The sequence below is a fragment of the Ensifer sp. 2TAB8 genome, from assembly GCF_052115125.1.
Taxonomy (GTDB): Bacteria; Pseudomonadota; Alphaproteobacteria; order Rhizobiales; family Rhizobiaceae; genus Ensifer.
Genome location: NZ_JBFRGB010000008.1, coordinates 99,286 through 115,899 on the forward strand (window position 1 = coordinate 99,286; position 16,614 = coordinate 115,899).

At 62.9% G+C, this 16,614-nt stretch carries 16 protein-coding genes; 13 read left to right on the forward strand and 3 right to left on the reverse strand.

Annotated features, from left to right (window positions below; all coding sequences use genetic code 11):
- The first annotated feature begins 99 nt into the window (after window positions 1-99).
- The 5 genes from AB4Z53_RS15540 (at window position 100) to AB4Z53_RS15560 (ending at window position 6,786) form a co-directional block, all read left to right on the forward strand.
- A complete protein-coding gene (locus tag AB4Z53_RS15540; RefSeq protein ID WP_441596540.1) occupies window positions 100-1,377 on the forward strand; it encodes an MFS transporter in 1,278 nt (425 codons plus the stop codon).
- 5 nt (window positions 1,378-1,382) lie between these two features.
- Window positions 1,383-2,600 carry a mandelate racemase/muconate lactonizing enzyme family protein gene (locus tag AB4Z53_RS15545; RefSeq protein ID WP_441596541.1) on the forward strand — a complete coding sequence of 406 codons (1,218 nt, stop codon included), beginning with the start codon at window positions 1,383-1,385 and terminating at the stop codon, window positions 2,598-2,600.
- Between the two features lie 21 nt (window positions 2,601-2,621).
- Window positions 2,622-4,235, forward strand: a complete 1,614-nt coding sequence (locus AB4Z53_RS15550) for a GMC family oxidoreductase (protein ID WP_441596542.1) — start codon at window positions 2,622-2,624, stop codon at window positions 4,233-4,235.
- Between the two features lie 250 nt (window positions 4,236-4,485).
- Window positions 4,486-6,222, forward strand: a complete 1,737-nt coding sequence (ggt, locus tag AB4Z53_RS15555) for a gamma-glutamyltransferase (RefSeq protein WP_441596543.1) — start codon at window positions 4,486-4,488, stop codon at window positions 6,220-6,222.
- A 207-nt stretch (window positions 6,223-6,429) separates the two neighbouring features.
- Window positions 6,430-6,786, forward strand: a complete 357-nt coding sequence (locus AB4Z53_RS15560) for an SPW repeat protein (protein ID WP_291159429.1) — start codon at window positions 6,430-6,432, stop codon at window positions 6,784-6,786.
- Between the two features lie 78 nt (window positions 6,787-6,864).
- Here AB4Z53_RS15560 and AB4Z53_RS15565 read toward each other — a convergent pair whose 3' ends face one another.
- On the reverse strand, window positions 6,865-7,542 hold the full coding sequence (locus AB4Z53_RS15565) for a glutathione S-transferase family protein (protein WP_441596544.1): 678 nt from the start codon (window positions 7,540-7,542) through the stop codon (window positions 6,865-6,867).
- Window positions 7,543-7,996: 454 nt separating this feature from the next.
- On the opposite strand from AB4Z53_RS15565, the gene AB4Z53_RS15570 reads away from it, so the two are divergent.
- The 5 genes from AB4Z53_RS15570 (at window position 7,997) to AB4Z53_RS15590 (ending at window position 11,607) form a co-directional block, all read left to right on the forward strand.
- Complete coding sequence (locus tag AB4Z53_RS15570) at window positions 7,997-9,313, forward strand: sensor histidine kinase (protein ID WP_441596545.1); 1,317 nt, start codon at window positions 7,997-7,999, stop codon at window positions 9,311-9,313.
- Window positions 9,314-9,367: 54 nt separating this feature from the next.
- Window positions 9,368-10,078, forward strand: a complete 711-nt coding sequence (gene queC / locus AB4Z53_RS15575; RefSeq protein WP_441596546.1) for a 7-cyano-7-deazaguanine synthase QueC — start codon at window positions 9,368-9,370, stop codon at window positions 10,076-10,078.
- The gene (gene queD / locus AB4Z53_RS15580) at window positions 10,078-10,434 is read left to right on the forward strand and encodes a 6-carboxytetrahydropterin synthase QueD (protein ID WP_113539775.1); all 357 of its coding nucleotides are present in this window, start codon (window positions 10,078-10,080) and stop codon (window positions 10,432-10,434) included. The genes queC and queD overlap by 1 nt, the downstream gene beginning before the upstream one ends.
- Window positions 10,431-11,168, forward strand: coding sequence for a 7-carboxy-7-deazaguanine synthase QueE (queE, locus tag AB4Z53_RS15585; RefSeq protein ID WP_441596547.1), 738 nt, complete (start codon window positions 10,431-10,433; stop codon window positions 11,166-11,168). The genes queD and queE overlap by 4 nt, the downstream gene beginning before the upstream one ends.
- A gap of 88 nt (window positions 11,169-11,256) precedes the next feature.
- Window positions 11,257-11,607 carry a DUF488 domain-containing protein gene (locus tag AB4Z53_RS15590; RefSeq protein ID WP_223728432.1) on the forward strand — a complete coding sequence of 117 codons (351 nt, stop codon included), beginning with the start codon at window positions 11,257-11,259 and terminating at the stop codon, window positions 11,605-11,607.
- A gap of 8 nt (window positions 11,608-11,615) precedes the next feature.
- Here AB4Z53_RS15590 and AB4Z53_RS15595 read toward each other — a convergent pair whose 3' ends face one another.
- Window positions 11,616-12,449, reverse strand: a complete 834-nt coding sequence (locus AB4Z53_RS15595; RefSeq protein WP_441596548.1) for an arylamine N-acetyltransferase family protein — start codon at window positions 12,447-12,449, stop codon at window positions 11,616-11,618.
- Between the two features lie 2 nt (window positions 12,450-12,451).
- Window positions 12,452-13,624 carry a serine hydrolase domain-containing protein gene (locus AB4Z53_RS15600; RefSeq protein ID WP_441596549.1) on the reverse strand — a complete coding sequence of 391 codons (1,173 nt, stop codon included), beginning with the start codon at window positions 13,622-13,624 and terminating at the stop codon, window positions 12,452-12,454.
- A 182-nt stretch (window positions 13,625-13,806) separates the two neighbouring features.
- Here AB4Z53_RS15600 and AB4Z53_RS15605 point away from each other — a divergent pair, with 182 nt between their 5' ends.
- The 3 genes from AB4Z53_RS15605 to AB4Z53_RS15615 all read left to right on the forward strand — a co-directional run bounded on the left by AB4Z53_RS15605 (window position 13,807) and on the right by AB4Z53_RS15615 (window position 16,537).
- Entirely contained in the window at window positions 13,807-14,622 is an 816-nt protein-coding gene (locus tag AB4Z53_RS15605; protein ID WP_113539770.1) for an SDR family oxidoreductase, read from the forward strand.
- A gap of 6 nt (window positions 14,623-14,628) precedes the next feature.
- Entirely contained in the window at window positions 14,629-15,519 is an 891-nt protein-coding gene (locus tag AB4Z53_RS15610; RefSeq protein WP_113539769.1) for a LysR family transcriptional regulator, read from the forward strand.
- A 154-nt stretch (window positions 15,520-15,673) separates the two neighbouring features.
- Window positions 15,674-16,537, forward strand: a complete 864-nt coding sequence (locus AB4Z53_RS15615; RefSeq protein ID WP_441596550.1) for an alpha/beta fold hydrolase — start codon at window positions 15,674-15,676, stop codon at window positions 16,535-16,537.
- The last annotated feature ends 77 nt before the right edge of the window (window positions 16,538-16,614 follow it).

Below are 16,614 nucleotides of genomic sequence, written 5' to 3' on the forward strand. Positions count from 1 at the left end.
ATGACGCAATTCCGAACGGGAACCGGGATTGTCTGGACATCAACATCAAGACCGGGCCGATAGCATTGCTCCCGTCATCGGTCTGGGAGGAGACTACCCTTGAGCTCAATTTCCGAAACAGAAATCGCCGCGCCGTCCGTGTCGGCCAGCAGCCGTTATCTGCAATTGGCGCTGATCGTGGTCGCTGCCGGTGCGATCTATCCCATCCTTTATCTGCGCCAGTCCTACCAGACGACGATGCTGGAGGTGCTGAAGCTCTCGAACACCGAGCTTGGCGTCCTCTATTCCATTCTCGGCACCAGCTTCCTTGTCGGCTACCTGCCGAGCGGCTGGCTTGCCGACCGCGTCCAGCCCCGAATCCTGATCCTCATCTCCATGGTTGGCACGGGTCTGCTCGGCCTCTGGTATGCGACGCTGCCCAGCTACTCATCGCTTCTCGTCATCTATTGCGGCTTCGGGGTCACGACGGGCCTGACGTTCTGGGCCGCCACGCTGAAGCAGGTGAACTTGATTGCCGGCGCCAATGAGCAGGGACGCTTCTTCGGTATTCTCGATGGCGGCCGCGGCCTCGTCGAGGCGTTGCTTGCAAGCGTCGCCATCGCGCTCTTCGTCTTCACGACGGAAACGCGCGGCGCCGCGCTTGCCATGGGCTTCCGCGATGTCGTGCTGCTCTATGCCATCTTCTGCATCGTCGTCGGCGTCGCTTACTTCGCCGTCTCGCAGCCCGTCGCTGTCGACAGGGGCGCGCGTATGCGCGAAGGCAACCTGCTTACCGACATCAAGACGCTGCTCCGTATCCCCGAGGTGTGGCTGGTCGCCGCCATCATCTTTTGCGGCTATCACGTCTTCCTTGCGACCTACAGCTTCTCGGCCTATCTGCAGGAAGGCGGCTTCGGCATTTCAGCCGCCATGGCCGGCCTGATCGTGACTGTCAAGCTGTGGCTGCGCCCGGTCGGCGGTATCGGCGGGGGCCTGCTCGGTGACCGCTACGGCAAGACGGGCATCCTGCTCCTGAGCTTCCTTGTCGCGATCGCCAGCCTCGTGGCGATGATCGCGCTGCCAGGTGTTGGCTCTACGGTCCTCTTCGTCGGGCTGGTGCTGCTCGTCGGCCTCATCACCTACACGATCCGCGGTCTCTACTGGGCGATCCTCGACGATTGCCACGTGCCGGCCAACATCACCGGGCTTGCCATCGGCATTATCTCGCTCGTCGGCTATGCGCCCGACACCTACCTGCCGCTCGTCAACGGATACCTGTCGGACCGCTATCCCGGCATCACCGGCTACCAGTTCTATTTCGGCTACATCGCCGCCGTCTGCGTCCTCGGCGCCATCGCCACCCTGGCGCTGATGGCCCGCCTCAAGAAAAAGGGATGACCCCCATGAAGATTGCGTCTCTCAAGACCTATGCCGTCGCCGTCCCGCCGCCGCATGTGGGTGGCATGTACTGGATCTTCGTGCGCCTCACGACCGCCTGCGGCATCGAGGGCATCGGCGAGATCTACGCGACCTCGTTCCATCCGAAGGCGCTGACACCGCTGATCGAGGACGTCTTCGAGCGGCATTTGCTCGGCCATGACCCGCACCAGATCGAGCGCTTCTGGCGCTCGGCCTATTCGAGCGGCTTCACCCAGCGCCCGGACCCGACGATGATGGGCATCGTCTCGGGCCTCGAAATCGCCTGCTGGGATATCATCGGCAAGGCCGCCGGCCGGCCGGTCGCAGACCTCTTGGGCGGCACGGTGCACGAGAAGCTGCGCGCCTATACCTATCTCTATCCGAAGAATGCCGCCGGCGAGTTCGATTTCAACGACCCGGATCTCGCCGCCGACTGCGCCGTCGAAATGGTCGAGATGGGCTTCACCGCCGTCAAGTTCGACCCGGCCGGACCGTATACCAACTATTCCGGCCACCAGCTTTCGCTTGGCGTGATGGACCGCTCGGAGGAGTTCTGCCGCAAAATCCGCGAGGCGGTCGGCAGCAGCGCCGACCTGCTTTTCGGCACCCACGGCCAGATGGTGCCGTCTTCGGCGATCCGGCTGGCGCGGCGCCTCGAAAAATACGACCCGCTCTGGTTCGAAGAGCCGGTTCCTCCGGGCCAGGAAGCGGCGATGGCCGAGGTGGCGCGTGCGACCTCCATTCCGATTTCGACCGGCGAGCGCCTGACGACCAAATACGAGTTCCAGCGCATCCTCGAACTCAAGGCCGCCTCGATCCTGCAGATGAACGTCGCGCGCGTCGGCGGGCTTCTCGAAGCGAAGAAGATCGCCGGCATGGCCGAGGCCTACTACGCCCAGATCGCGCCGCATCTCTACAACGGCCCGGTGGGCGCCGCCGCCAGCATCCAGCTTTCTGCCGCCACACCAAACTTCCTCATCCATGAGGCGATCCTCGATTTCAGCGGGTTCCATGCGGACGTGCTGAAGACCAAGCTCATCGTCGAGGACGGCTATATCATCCCGTCGCGCGAACCTGGTCTCGGCATCGAGCTCAACATGGATGTCGTCGAGAATCACACGCCCTACACCGGCGAGCGCCTGCACCTGCAGATGGACAGCCGGCCGGCGGACGTGAAGGCCTTTGCGCCGGCACGCGGATAACTCCGACGATAGGATATCGAGATGATCTACGACTACGTCATCGTCGGCGCCGGGTCGGCGGGCTGCATCCTTGCGAGCCGACTCAGCGAAAACGGTCGCCACAAGGTGCTTTTGATCGAGGCCGGCGGCAACGACAATTCCTTCTGGTTCAAGATCCCGGTCGGCTACGCCCGCAGCTACTACAACCCCGCGGTCAACTGGATGTATTCGAGCGAGCCGGAGGCCGAGCTTCAAGATCGCAGCATCTACGTGCCGCGTGGCAAGGTCCAAGGCGGATCCGGCTCGATCAACGCGATGATCTATGTGCGCGGCGCGCGCGACGACTTCGACGACTGGAAAAACGCCGGCAATGCGGGCTGGGGCTATGACGACGTACTGCCCTACTTCCGGCGGCTCGAAACCCATGCCCGGGGATCATCGGAGTGGCACGGCGGCGAAGGCCCGATCCACATCACGCCGATGCGCGGCATGACGCACCCGATCACCGATGCATTCCTCGAAAGCTGCGGTTCGCTACAATTGCCGCTGAACGAAGATTTCAACGGCGCTTCGATCGAGGGCGCTGGCGTCTACGACGTCAACACCAACAACGGCCGCCGTTCGCATTCGAGCGCCGAGTATCTGAGGCCCGCCCTCAAGCGTCCTAATCTCACGATCGAACGCCACGCGCAGGCCGAGGGACTGGTCTTTGGCGAAGATGGGCGCGTGACCGGCGTCGATGTCATTCAGAATGGGACGCGGCGACGCTTCACGGCGGGGCGCGAGGTCATCCTGGCCGCCGGCGCGGTCGGCACCCCGCAATTGCTGCAGGTCTCGGGCATCGGTGACGGCAAGGCGCTGTCGTCGCTCGGGGTCGAAACGCGCCGGCATCTGCCGGCCGTCGGCCAGAACCTGCAGGATCATCTCTGCGCCAGCTTCTATTATCGCGCGACGATCCCGACGTTGAACGATGAGTTCGGCAGCCTCTTCGGCCAGATGCGGCTCGGCCTGCAGTATCTCTTAACCGGCAAGGGACCGTTCTCGATGAGCGTCAACCAGGCGGGCGGTTTCTTCCGCGGGAAGCCTGATGAAGAGAGGCCGAACATCCAGCTCTACTTCAACCCGCTCTCCTACCGAATTCCGAAGGATCCGAAGGCCGGTCTGAAGCCGGAGCCCTATCCTGGTTACCTGATCTGCTTCAACTCCTGCCGGCCGACGAGCCGCGGCAGCATCTCTATCGCGTCCGGGGATCCCTCGGCGAAGCCGCTGATCCGCCCGAACTATCTGACGACCGATCGCGACATCGACGAGGTGCTGCAGGGGAGTCGGCTGGTGCGGCGCATCGCGTCGGCCTCGGCGCTCTCTTCGCTGACGGCAGAAGAAATCTCGCCGGCGCCACGCGTCGAAAGCGACGAGGCGCTGATGGACTATTTCCGCGAAAACTCCGGATCGATCTACCATCTCTGCGGCACCTGCGCGATGGGGCCGGATCAGGCGCGTTCGGTGGTCGACAGTCGCCTGAAGGTCCACGGTGTTCCCGGCCTCCGTGTCGTCGACGCCTCGATCTTCCCCAACATCACCGCCGGCAACATCAATGCGCCGACGATGATGGTTGCGGAAAAGGGCGCCGATCTCATCCTGGCGGATGCCGCCTGACGAGACGCCACGTGCGCTGACTTGGGGAACCCGACGCAGGTGCCGGCCGCAAATGCAAGCGCTGCGATTGGCGAGGTGTGAATTGCCATCGCCGATCGAGCGTGGCTATACTCCCGTGACTTCATAGCCGCCTACAATCAGTGCTTGCCTGGCCGAAAGATTGTTGCCGCCACGCTTGGGCGTGGTGGGGAGCGTCCGCGTTGCGGCCGCCGGCAAAGCACTGCGAGCAACGCCTGCGAGGGAGAGACGCATGCTGAGTTTCCGCTTGAAGAACCTGCCCGTCACCGTGTTTGTTTCGTTGAGCCTGACGCCCTGGGCGGTGCAGGCGGCCTCGCCGGAGCCTGTGAAGGCCGAGCACGGAATGGTGGTCACCGCCCAGCATCTGGCGTCCGACGTCGGCGTTGCCGTGCTGAAAAGCGGCGGAAATGCGGTGGATGCGGCCGTTGCCGTCGGCTATGCGCTTGCGGTCACCTATCCGACTGCCGGCAATATCGGCGGCGGCGGCTTCATGACGATCCGCTTCAAGGACGGCAAGACCACCTTCCTCGACTTCCGCGAACGCGCGCCTCAAGCTGCGACCAAGACCATGTATCTCGACGCCAAGGGTGATGTCGTCGATGGCCTGAGCACCGAGGGCTATCTTGCCGTCGGTGTCCCGGGGCCGGTTATGGGCTTTGAAGTGGCCCGCAGTCGCTATGGCACCAAACCACTTGCCGATCTGATCGCGCCGGCGATCGCGCTTGCCAAGGATGGCTTCGTGCTGGAGCAGGGCGATATCGATTCCTTCGAGGGCGAGACGGACAGGCTCGCCAAGGATCCGGCAGCCGCCGCCATCTTCCTGAAGGACGGCAAGCCTTTCGTCGCCGGCGAGAAGCTTGTCCAGGCCGACCTTGCCGCATCGCTTTCGAGCATCGCCGAGAAGGGAACCGACGCTTTCTACAAAGGTGCGATTGCCGATCAGATCGTCAAGGCGAGCGCCGATAAGGGCGGCATTCTGGCGAAAGCAGATTTCGAGCGCTACGCCGTGCGCGAACTGGAGCCGGTCAAGTGCAACTACCGCGGCTATGACATCGTCTCTTCGCCGCCACCGTCCTCCGGCGGCGTGATCATCTGCGAAATTCTCAACGTTCTCGAAGGCTACCCTATTTCCTACATGGGCTATGGCGCCGCCGAGACCGTGCATGTGATGATCGAGGCGATGCGTCATGCCTATGTCGACCGCAACACGTCGCTCGGCGATCCGGACTTCGTCGAAAACCCCGTCGCCAAGCTCACCGACAAGGCCTATGCAAAGGAAATCCGCGCCAAGATCGATCCGTTCCGCGCCGGCGTTTCCGCAACGCTGATCCCCAAGGGTTTCGGTGAAAGCAAGGAGACGACGCACTATTCGATCATCGACGACGAGGGCAATGCCGTTGCCGTCACCTATACCCTGAACGGCTCCTTCGGCGCCGGCGTGGTGGCGCCCGGAACTGGCATCCTGCTCAACAACGAGATGGACGATTTCACCGCCAAGCCCGGCGTGCCCAACCTCTACGGGCTGGTGCAGGGCGAGGCCAACGCGATTGCGCCCGGCAAGACGCCACTGTCATCGATGAGCCCGACGATCATCTCCAAGGACGGCAAACCCTTCATGGTGATCGGCAGCCCGGGCGGCGCCCGCATCATCACCATCACGCTCGAAGCGATCCTCAATGTCATCGATCACGGCATGAACATCCAGGAAGCGGTCGACGCGCCGCGTATCCATCACCAGTGGCTGCCGGACAAGGTCTTCATGGAGCCCTATGCGCTCTCGCCCGATACCCGCAAACTGCTCTCGGCGATGGGGCATAACGTTCAGATTGACGAAAGCTGGACGATCTGGGGGCAGGCGACCGGCATTCTCGTCGGCGGCGAAAGCCTCTCCGACATCGGCGCCGGCGGCGCTCGCTACAATGGTGCCGTCGATAGCCGCATCGGCGCGGGTGCTGCGCGAGGCTACTAGAGCCCCGGCGAAACGGCGCACGGACTGTGCTTTGGCACCCTTTGAAACCGCGGAACACGGGTCTGCTGCGCAATTTGGCGCGTGCGATCACTGCGTGCTCGCGCGAAAAAGATTTGAAAGCGTTTGCGGTTGAATTTATTATAGTTTCCAGAGCGTGCGCCGCACGCGGTCGTACGCTTTGATCAAGCTTCATTCGTGGAGGTTGTCATGGCACTGATGGAAGGAAAGAAAGCGCAGGACTGGGTCAATCTGGTTCTCGCCGTCTGCCTGTTCGTCTCTCCCTGGATCATGGGTTTCGTTGTCGAGAGCGTTCCGGCCTGGAACGCTTGGGGCGCCGCCATCGTGCTCGGCGTTCTGGCAATCGCGACGCTTGCCATGTTTGCGGAATGGGAGGAATGGGCAAGCCTCATCGTCGGGCTTTGGCTGATCGCTTCGCCTTGGCTGCTTGGATTCTCGACAAGTCCCCACCCCATGTGGACGCATGTCGTCCTCGGGGCGCTGGTGACCGCGCTCGCGATCTGGTCAGTCTGGGACGAACGCCAGCACCCGCATGCACACGCATGATGATGAGCAGAGAAGTCGCGGCCCGGCGCCGCAGCTCCGGGCCGCGAGCAAATACTGACCCCTTGAACCTCCCCTCCGCTAGGTGATGACCCCGCCGGGAGTGCGTTTCAGCATCTCTGCGTAGCTTGTCGCTGCTCTTTCCGTTTCATCGAGATATCGGCTGGCGCTCGGACGCGAGCGCACCAATTCGTAAAGATTGGCCATCTGTGGGCATCGGTCGCACACGCCATCCACGTCGAGATAGGCGATCCAGAAACACAAGTAGAAATCGGCCATCGAAAAGCGCGAACCGAGAATATAGGGCCCTCTGCTCGCCAGCCTCCTGTTCATGACGTCAAGACGGCCGAAGATGAGCGATTTCGCGTGGTCCTGAATGCTGCTGTTGTCCTCCTCCCGCAGCGCGTATCGATGTGGGAAATGAAACCGCTTCATCTCGGCCTGAATCTCTCCGGCAATGTGGAACATGGCGGAGAGGAAGGCGCCCCTGTCCGGATCCGCCGCCTGTGGCGCGAGATGGGTGAGCCGATGCCGATCTGCGAGGTACAGCATCAAGGCCGCGACTTCGTAGAGCGCCTCGCCTTCGGGAGTGATCAGGACCGGCACCAGGCCGGCGGGATTTATGGCAAGGAAGGCGGAGGAGCGGTGCTCGCCATTCAGGATATCAACCCTCCTGTACTCGTATTCGATCTCGCCTTCCTCGAGCAACCATTGCACCAGCGGTGCGCGGGTAAAGTCACCTCCATAAAGAACGTACATCGATGATCCCCTTGATCAAATCACGGCGAAGATATCTAACGCGATCTTCTTCGCAAATGATGATCCACCTTGCCGATGCCACGGGCTGGCCCTGTTTCACCGAGTGAAATCGAGGTAGGGCTATGCGTCGTACGGGCCGGACGCCGATCGTGATTTCACTTGTTGCACGCGCCCGTGTGTTGCGCTTGGTAATGTCGGTGCAATCTATCGTTTGCAGCGTCGCCTCGACTGACGGCGGCTCCGGAAAGAAGCGTTGTGCCCGGACCGTGCAATTTCAAGCATTCAGTTCATATTGAGAACATCCAGGACGAGGCCAACCGATGCACCGTGCATGCAATTCAGCCACAGGGCGCAGGTGGTGAAGAAACTTTGGCCCCGATCTCTCAAACAGCGGTTGATCGCCCAGCTTCTCGTTCTCCAACTGGCGATACTGCTGGCTTTCGGACTTTCGTTCGTGAGCCTCCTGGTCCTTGCCGATGAAGGCGGTGTGCTTGTCAGCCCCAGGCCGGTTGAGGTTGCTTTTGACGCCATCAGGAGGGGGGCAGACGGCAAGCTCGTGCTGGCAAAGACCGAGGAAATGGGTGATGTCCGTGCCAGGCATCCGGATTTTTGGTTCATCGCGCGCAACGACCACGGCGAGACCGTGCAGATCGGCGACGTTCCCGCGATCTACCGGGGTATGAGCGAGAACCTCGGCAAGATGACCTATTCGGATATTCGCGACGCGGGTGATCCGTCACCCTATCTCGCCGTACTCCGGCGCCGGTCGAACGCGGAGGGAGATTTCACCGTGTTCGGGCAAGGCGAGCTTATGAGCCAGTCGGCCCTCATCCTGCAGTTCTCGCGCTTCTCCCTCGCGCCGATGTTGATCCTTCTTACCTTGGTAACGGTTGCCGGCGTGCCATGGATCGTCAATCGAGCGAGCCGCGACATCTCGGAATTGGCGCGCGAAACCCAGGAGATCAACATCGATCGACGCGACTACCGGTTGCCCGAAACGACCATTCCCAACGAGGTGCGTCCGCTCGTGCGGGGCATGAACGATGCACTTCACCGGTTGGACCAGGCCTATGGCCGCCACCAGCGTTTCATCCTCGACGCGGCGCATGAATTGCGCACGCCGGTCGCGATCCTGCAGGCGCGGCTGGATTCACTGGTCGCCGGGCCGGAGCGCGACCGGCTGATCGCCGATTGCGAGCGAATATCCGCGCTTGCCGAGCAGTTGCTCGATCTGCAGCGGCTGGAAGCGAACGCCAAGCCGCTTTCCGAAGTAGACCTCGTCGAATTGTGCCGCGACATTGCCGCGGATCTTGCGCCCCTGGCGATCGATGAAGGCTATGAGTTTTCCTACGAGCCGGCGGTACCGCGATCGCCCGTTCAGGCGGACGCGGCATCCCTCAGACGGGCGATCATCAACCTGGTTCAAAACGCGATCGAGCATGCCGGAAACGAGGGAATGATCGTCGTAAGGGTTGAGCGAGGCGGCGTGATCGAAATCTGTGACGACGGTCCCGGCGTTCCCGAGGCGGAGCGCGAACGCATATTCGAGCCATTCTACCGGCTCAAGCCGCGGGAACGGGGTGCGGGGCTCGGTCTCAATCTCGTGTTGCAGATTGCCCGGCGGCATGGCGCGCAAATGACCGTTCTGACGTCGCCAAGCGGTGGCGCCCGTTTCCGCATGGCCTTTGGCAAGGAGGCTGTCGCGCAGGCCCTGCTTCCCGCGCTCCCAACCACCAACATAAAGCTTCCCATTGCCCCTGCTTTGGCCTAGAAGGCGCCCCGTAATCCGGTCGCAGCCTACCCGGTCAAAACAAGGACACCTATCATGAAGACGATCGTCATCTGCTCCGGCGGATTGGACTCGGTATCGCTTGCGCATAAGGTCGCGGCGGAGCACGAGCTTATTGGCCTGCTCTCCTTCGACTATGGCCAGCGGCACCGCAAGGAACTGGACTTTGCGGCCGCCTGTGCCCGGCGGCTGAAGGTCCCACATCAGATCATCGACATCTGCGCCATCGGCGCCCGTCTCACCGGATCGGCGTTGACGGATGATGTCGACGTGCCTGACGGCCACTATGCCGAGGAAACCATGAAGGCAACGGTTGTTCCGAACCGCAATGCCATCATGCTTGCCATCGCTTTCGGGCTGGCAGCGGCGCAGAAGGCGGATGCGGTGGCCGTGGCCGTGCACGGCGGCGACCATTTCATCTACCCGGATTGCCGCCCCGGCTTCATAGACGCATTCCAGGTTATGCAGAAACTGGCGCTCGATGGCTACGCCGACGTCAAGCTCTACGCGCCCTACGTGACGATCTCGAAGGCGGATATCGTCACCGATGGTGCGAGCCACGCGACACCCTTCGAGGAGACGTGGTCCTGCTACAAGGGCGGTGCACGCCACTGCGGCCGTTGCGGCACCTGTGTCGAGCGGCGGGAAGCGTTCCACCTCGCCAGCATTACGGATCCGACCGAGTACGAGGATCCGGATTTTTGGGTCGCTGCGACCGCGAATTATGCGGCCGAGGAGGTGAAGTGATGTTCCGGATCACCAAGGAGTTCCATTTCTCAGCCTCGCATCAGCTGAAGAGCCTGCCGGCAGAGCACCAATGTGCACGGCTGCACGGCCACAACTACATCGTCGAAGTCGAGCTTGCCGGGGAGGAGCTGAACGAGCATGGCTTCGTGCGTGACTATCACGAGCTTTCGCCGCTGAAGCGCTACATCGACGAGAGCTTCGACCATCGCCATCTGAACGACGTTCTCGGTCATGACCGGGTGACGGCCGAATGTCTGGCGAAGCATTTCTACGACTGGTGCAAGGTAAAGCTGCCGGAAACGTCTGCCGTCCGTGTCAGCGAAACGCCGAAAACCTGGGCGGAGTACCGGCCATGAGCGGGCCAGGTGAACCGCGCATTCGCGTCAGTGAGATCTTCGGGCCGACGATCCAGGGCGAAGGTGTCCTGATCGGGCTCCCGACCGTGTTCGTGCGCACGGGCGGCTGCGATTATCGCTGCAGCTGGTGCGACACGCTGCACGCGGTCGATAGCGAATACCGCGATCAATGGCTGCCGATGGGTGTCGAGGAGATCTGGCAGGAGGTTGTTAGGCTTTCCGGCGGCAAGCCGCTGACGGTGTCGCTGTCCGGCGGCAATCCGGCAATCCAGCCACTTGGTCCCTTGATCTCACGCGGGCACGAGGAGGGCTATCGCTTTGCGCTGGAAACCCAGGGCAGCCTCGCCAAGGACTGGTTTGCCAATCTCGACGTGCTGGTCTTGAGCCCGAAGCCGCCGTCGAGCGGCATGGAAACGGACTGGCATGTCTTCGACGACTGTCTTCGCATGGCAGCGGAGGGACCGCAGGTGGCGCTGAAGATCGTTGTCTTCGACGAACGTGACTATGCCTATGCCCGCGATGCGGCGACCCGTTACCCGCATCTGCCGCTCTACCTGCAGCCCGGCAATCACACCCCGCCGCCGCCTGACGATGACGATGCGACCGTCGATATCGACGGCATCATCGACCGCATGCTTTGGCTCGTCGGCAAGGTGACGGAGGATCRCTGGTTCGAGGCGCGCGTTCTGCCGCAGCTTCACGTCCTGCTCTGGGGCAATCGGCGCGGCGTGTAGGCGGCACGCGCCTCTCCCAGATGCTCGATTGGACAAAGGCCTTGCGCTATGGTCCAAAGAAGGGCGACACCCGCGGGGCGAAACGACCATGCAAGTGAACACGAAACGTGTCTACGAGCCGAAGGCTGACGGCGACGGCATGCGCATTCTTGTCGATCGTCTTTGGCCGCGCGGGATGACCAAGGCGGAAGCGGCGGTCGATCTGTGGCTGAAGGAGATCGCCCCTTCGACCGAACTGCGCCGCTGGTTTCATGGTGACCAGGGCAACTGGACCGAATTCAGCGAACGATACATTGCCGAGCTCGACGGTAACCCGACTGCCGTAGAGCAGTTGCTCCAGCGGATCGATGCCGGTCCCGTGATCTTGCTCTACAGCGTCAAGGACGAGGTGCACAATCACGCGATGATCCTCAAGGAATATGTGATGAGGCACCGATAGACGCAGCGTCAGTCCGGCACCACGGGACCGCCGAAGCGGGTGATGATACGGCGCCAATCGTCCTGGAAAGGTAGTCCGAACACGCCGGTCAGAGCACGTTCGATGGCCGGTGCATCGAGATCTTGCCGCGTGACGGTGCCGTTTCGGTTGCGGATCGTCAGCCGGTTTCCGAACAGTACCTTGCGTGCCTCTTCGGTGGTTAGGGCCACCAGCAGGTTCTGGCGGAAAAGCGATTGCGGATGGGTCGATGTCACGATGTTCGCGGTCCGATACGCTTCCTCTCCGCAAATCATCGGCGACACTTCGTAGACCGGGAGCCAGTCGCGACCGAGCTGCGCTTCAAGCAGGTAGCCCTCGAACGTCCGGCTGAGGCGAAACGGCTCATGCGGCGTCGGCTGCGGCGTGGTCCGGTCGAAAAGCAGAGGTGCGGTCGGCACGCAACTGCCGAAGCCGACATCGGCAAGGTAGCCGACACCTTCGACGAAGACGCGGAGCGCCATATGCGACCATGCCGGTGGCGGTGCATCGGGCTCGCGCATCCACAGGACGCGGGCCATCAACGGCTCCACACGATAGCCGAGCGCGCCGAGCACACGTTGCAACAGGCTGTTCTGCTCGAAGCAGTAGCCGCCGCGCCTGCGGTCGATGAGCTTGGCGTCGATTGCCGCCGGCGACAGCTCGATCGGGCGGCCAAGCAGCACATCGATCGCCTCGAAGGGGATCGACGCGGCATGGCGCGCAACGATGCGGCCGAGCGTCATCAGGTCGGGCGATCTCGACCCGGCATAACCGATGCGAGCGAAGTAGCGGTCGAGGACGACAGGATATGGGGCGCTTCGCATGGTCAGAGGCCTCGATAGATCGCGTCGCGGAGATCGACCGGGAAGCGCCCGTTCATGCCCTCGAAGGCGGTGTTGGTCAGCGCAACGACAGTCAGGCCGCGCGCCAGGTCAACGAACCACTTGTGGCCGTAGGCGCCGTCCCACTGCAGTGTGCCGCGTGACTGCGGTGTCCCGGCAATCTCGGGCTCGACAAGGACCGCGCCGCCGAAACCGAACTCCCAACCGGGCCCCGACGCCAGGCCGCCCGTCCTTGCCTGAATGTCGAACATCGAACGGGCGGTGGCGTCGTCGAGCACCGGCGAATGTCCGGCTTTCAGGCTCTCGAGAAGGCGGATCACATCGCCAGCGGTGCCCGCCATGCCGGCACCGCTGGAGGGAAATGCCCATGGATTGAAGATGCGGCCGGGCGAGAAGCGGACGGGATTGCCGAAGAAGGGAACTGCGTCGTCACCGGCGAGCCGCCGTGGTTGCGGCGACCCGTCGCCGTAATGTGTCACGAGCCTGGCTGTGTCCGTCACCGAGAAGGCGGTGTCGTCCATCGCCAACGGGCCGGTGACCAGCGCGGTGATCGCCTCCGGCAGCTTTGACGTCGTCACCTGCTCAATGACCGCACCGAGCACGTCGAGGCCCATCGAATAGCCCCAACCCTTTCCAGGCGGGTAGGACAGCGGGATATCGGAGAGCTTGTCGATCAGGGCAGGGAAATCATCGTCGGTATCGTCAAGGCCGCTGCTGATGGCATGTCGGTGATAGGGGCCGTTGCCCTGCTCCATGAAGACGTAGCTCAAGCCGGCGCTGTGCGTGAGGAGCTGGCGAATGGTTATCCGAGGCGCACTGCCGTCCGGCAGTCGCGGCCTGAACGCGGGCAGCCAATCCGACACGGCATCGTCGAGACCCACTCTACCGCTTTGCACCAAGCTGAGAGCAGCAACCGTGACGATCGGCTTCGCCACCGAGGAGARCAGGAAGATGCTGTCCCTGGTCATCGGGCGGCCGGCTTCGCGGTCGGCAAAGCCGGCGGCACATCGGTAGGCGGGCTCACCGTCGATAAGGATCTCGACGACCGTGCCAACGATCCGCCGTTCGTCGAGGGCTCCGGCGATCACCGGATCGAGCTCCGCCTTGAGCCGGTTCCGGCCCTCCGATTTCCATTGCCTGATCGTGCTTGCATCCATGACCATCTCCCGTTTTTGCGACCGCTCGGCACCTGAGGGGGCGGCGGGTTCCGGCACAAGGGCAACCGGTTCGCATCGAAAGTCGATCGCCGATCCGCGTATGGGAGGCATACGCGCCTGCACGAAGCAGCCGTCGGCGTTCGGCGCTAGAACGGTGGGGCAGCGTCAAATGGAGGCAGGTGATGAACACAAACGATCTTGGATTTGGCGGTAAGGTTGCCTTGGTCGCAGGAGCCAGCAAGGGCATCGGCGCGGCCACGGCCCGCGCCTTTGCGCATGCCGGAGCGTCCGTCGTCCTCCTCTCCCGTTCTCAGGCGGCGGTCGACGAACTCGCAGTTTCCATTCGCGAGGCGGGCGGCGACGCGCTTGCGATCGCCGCGGATGTCGGTGACGAGATTGCGATGAAGCGAGCGCTGGCGAGCGCGATGCAGCGCTATGGCCGGCTGGACGCAGCCTTCAACAATGCGACGGATGGAACTGCGCCGGCGCCGCTGGTCGATCTCGACATCGCGGGTTTCGATCGCGGCATTCGCACCAATGTTCGCGGCACCTTCCTCGGCATGCGCTATCAGATCGAAGCGATGGCCAGAGGTGAGGGGGGTGCGATCGTCAACATGGCTTCCGTCGCCGGGGTCAACGGCACTTCCGGACTTGCCGCCTATGTCAGTGCGAAAGCCGGGATAATCGGGCTGACCAAGGCTGCAGCACTCGATTACGCCGACCAGGGAATCCGGATCAATGTGGTCGCGCCCGGGCCGATCCTTACCCACCATCTGGAAGCTGCCGGCGCCGAAATCCAGCGGCATGCCGCGCTTTCGACGCCGATGCGCCGGCTCGGCCGGGTGGAGGAAGTAGCCGCAAGCGTCCTCTGGCTCTGCTCCGAGCAGGCGAGCTACATCACAGGCGTGGTGCTGCCGATCGACGGGGGCATGACGGCCGGCACGAAAGTGCCTATGAATTACCGTCGAGGCGAGCCGCCTCGACCGGCTGACCCCTGAGGTGCCATGGACTGGGAAGAACTTCATCTTGTTCAGCTTTTGGCACGCCACGGCTCGCTGAGCGCGACGGCGCGCGTGCTGGGTGCGACCCAGCCGACGGTCAGTCGCCGCCTCGACACGTTGGAGCAGAAGGCGCAGCAGAAGCTGTTCGAGCGGCAACCAAGCGGCCTCGCCCCGACTGCGGCATGCCTGTCGATCCTGTCGGCGCTCGAGCAGATGGAAGCGAATGCGCTTGCGGTAGAGCGTCGCCTCGCGTCGCAGGACGATGCCCTGGCGGGCACCATCACCGTGACCAGCCTCGACTGGCTGGGCGATTATCTGCTGGCACCGATCCTGACGAAATTTGCCGCCGCCCATCCTGGCGTCACCGTTCATCTGCTGAACGACGGCCGGCGCTTCAACCTCTCCCGGCGGGATGCCGATATTGCCTTCCGCTTCGGCAGCTTCGACCAGAGCGATACCATCGAGCGCAAGGTTGCCGATATCCGCTACGGCCTGTTTGCGACACAAGTCTATCTCGATCGGTTCGGCCATCCGAACGCGAAGGGGAGCAGCGGTCATGCCATCGTCGAATTGGCCGAGGCACCGGTGCGGGTTTCGCTCTCGACCTGGCTGAAGGACCTTTTGCCGGATGCGCGGGTGATGTTGCGAACGAACTCCATTCGCTCGCAGCTGAGCGCTGTCGAGACGGGCACGGCGCTCGCGACGCTTCCACATTTCCTGGCGGCCGGGCGGGACGGTCTCGTTCCCGTCGACCTCGGCGTTTCCGCACCGGTCCTGTCCCTGAAGCTCGGCGTGCACCAGGAGACACGCAATCTCCAGCGGGTGCGAAAACTCATAGACTTCACCGTCTCGGAGTTCGCGGGTCTGCGGCCGAAACTCAATCCGCCGAGCTGACACGCCTCCCGTGACGACTGCTGCGCGAGGCCCACTCTGCGGGCCGCAATGCAGGCGCGAAATTTCATTGATCGTCGATGTCGGGATGGAAAAGCGCCGCGCGTCTTAATCTCGACGGCGGTTTTGGACCGCGCTGACAACAAGGAGAATATGCATGTTCCGCACCGCTTTCATTGCTGGCGCTCTGCTGATTTCCAGCGCCGCCCTTGCCGGGGCCGAGCCCGTCGGCAACCGCGTCGATGTCAACGGCATGAAGATGTACTACGAGGTTTCGGGCGAGGGCGAGCCGCTGGTCGTGCTGCACGGCGCCTACATGAACATTCCGTCGATGGGCGCGATCATCCCGAAGCTCGCCGAGACCCACAAGGTCTATGCGATCGAGTTCCAGGGTCACGGTCGCACTACCGACATCGACCGCCCGATCACCTATCCGAACCTCGCCGACGACGTCGCCGCCTTCATGGATGCGGTCGATCTCAAGAAGGCCGATGTCTTCGGTTACTCGATGGGGGCGGCTGCCGGCCTGCAGCTGGCGATCCGCCATCCCGAGAAGGTCAACAAGCTTGCGGCCGCGTCCGTCGGCTACGATGCCGAGGGCTGGCAGCCGGAGTTCAAGGCATTCATCCCGCAGATGACCGTCGAGATGTTCGTCAGCATGCCGTTTGCCGAAGATTACCGCAAGCTCGCCGCCAACCCGGATGGCTTTCCCGATCTGGTCAAGAAGCTGATTCAGCTCGAAAAGGAGCCGATGGCCTGGGAGGCGGACGTCAAGGCGCTAAGGACTCCGGTTCTCGTCATCGCCGGTGATGCCGATGTGGCAACGCTGGAGCACACGGTGGCATTGTTCCGCCTGCTCGGCGGCGGTGCGATGGGGGACATGGGCAAGCCGCTCGCGGCTTCGCGCCTCGCCATTCTGCCGGCCACGTCGCACACGGCGGTCATCAGTCAGCCGGAGTTGCTGGAGGCCTTCGTCGAACCTTTCTTCAAGGGCGAGACACCGAAGGGCATGTTCCAGTAGAAGGGCATATTCCCGCAAAAAAGCGAACGGCGCCGTCCCATGGGTCGGCGCCGTTGCTATTATCAGGGTTTGGAGAC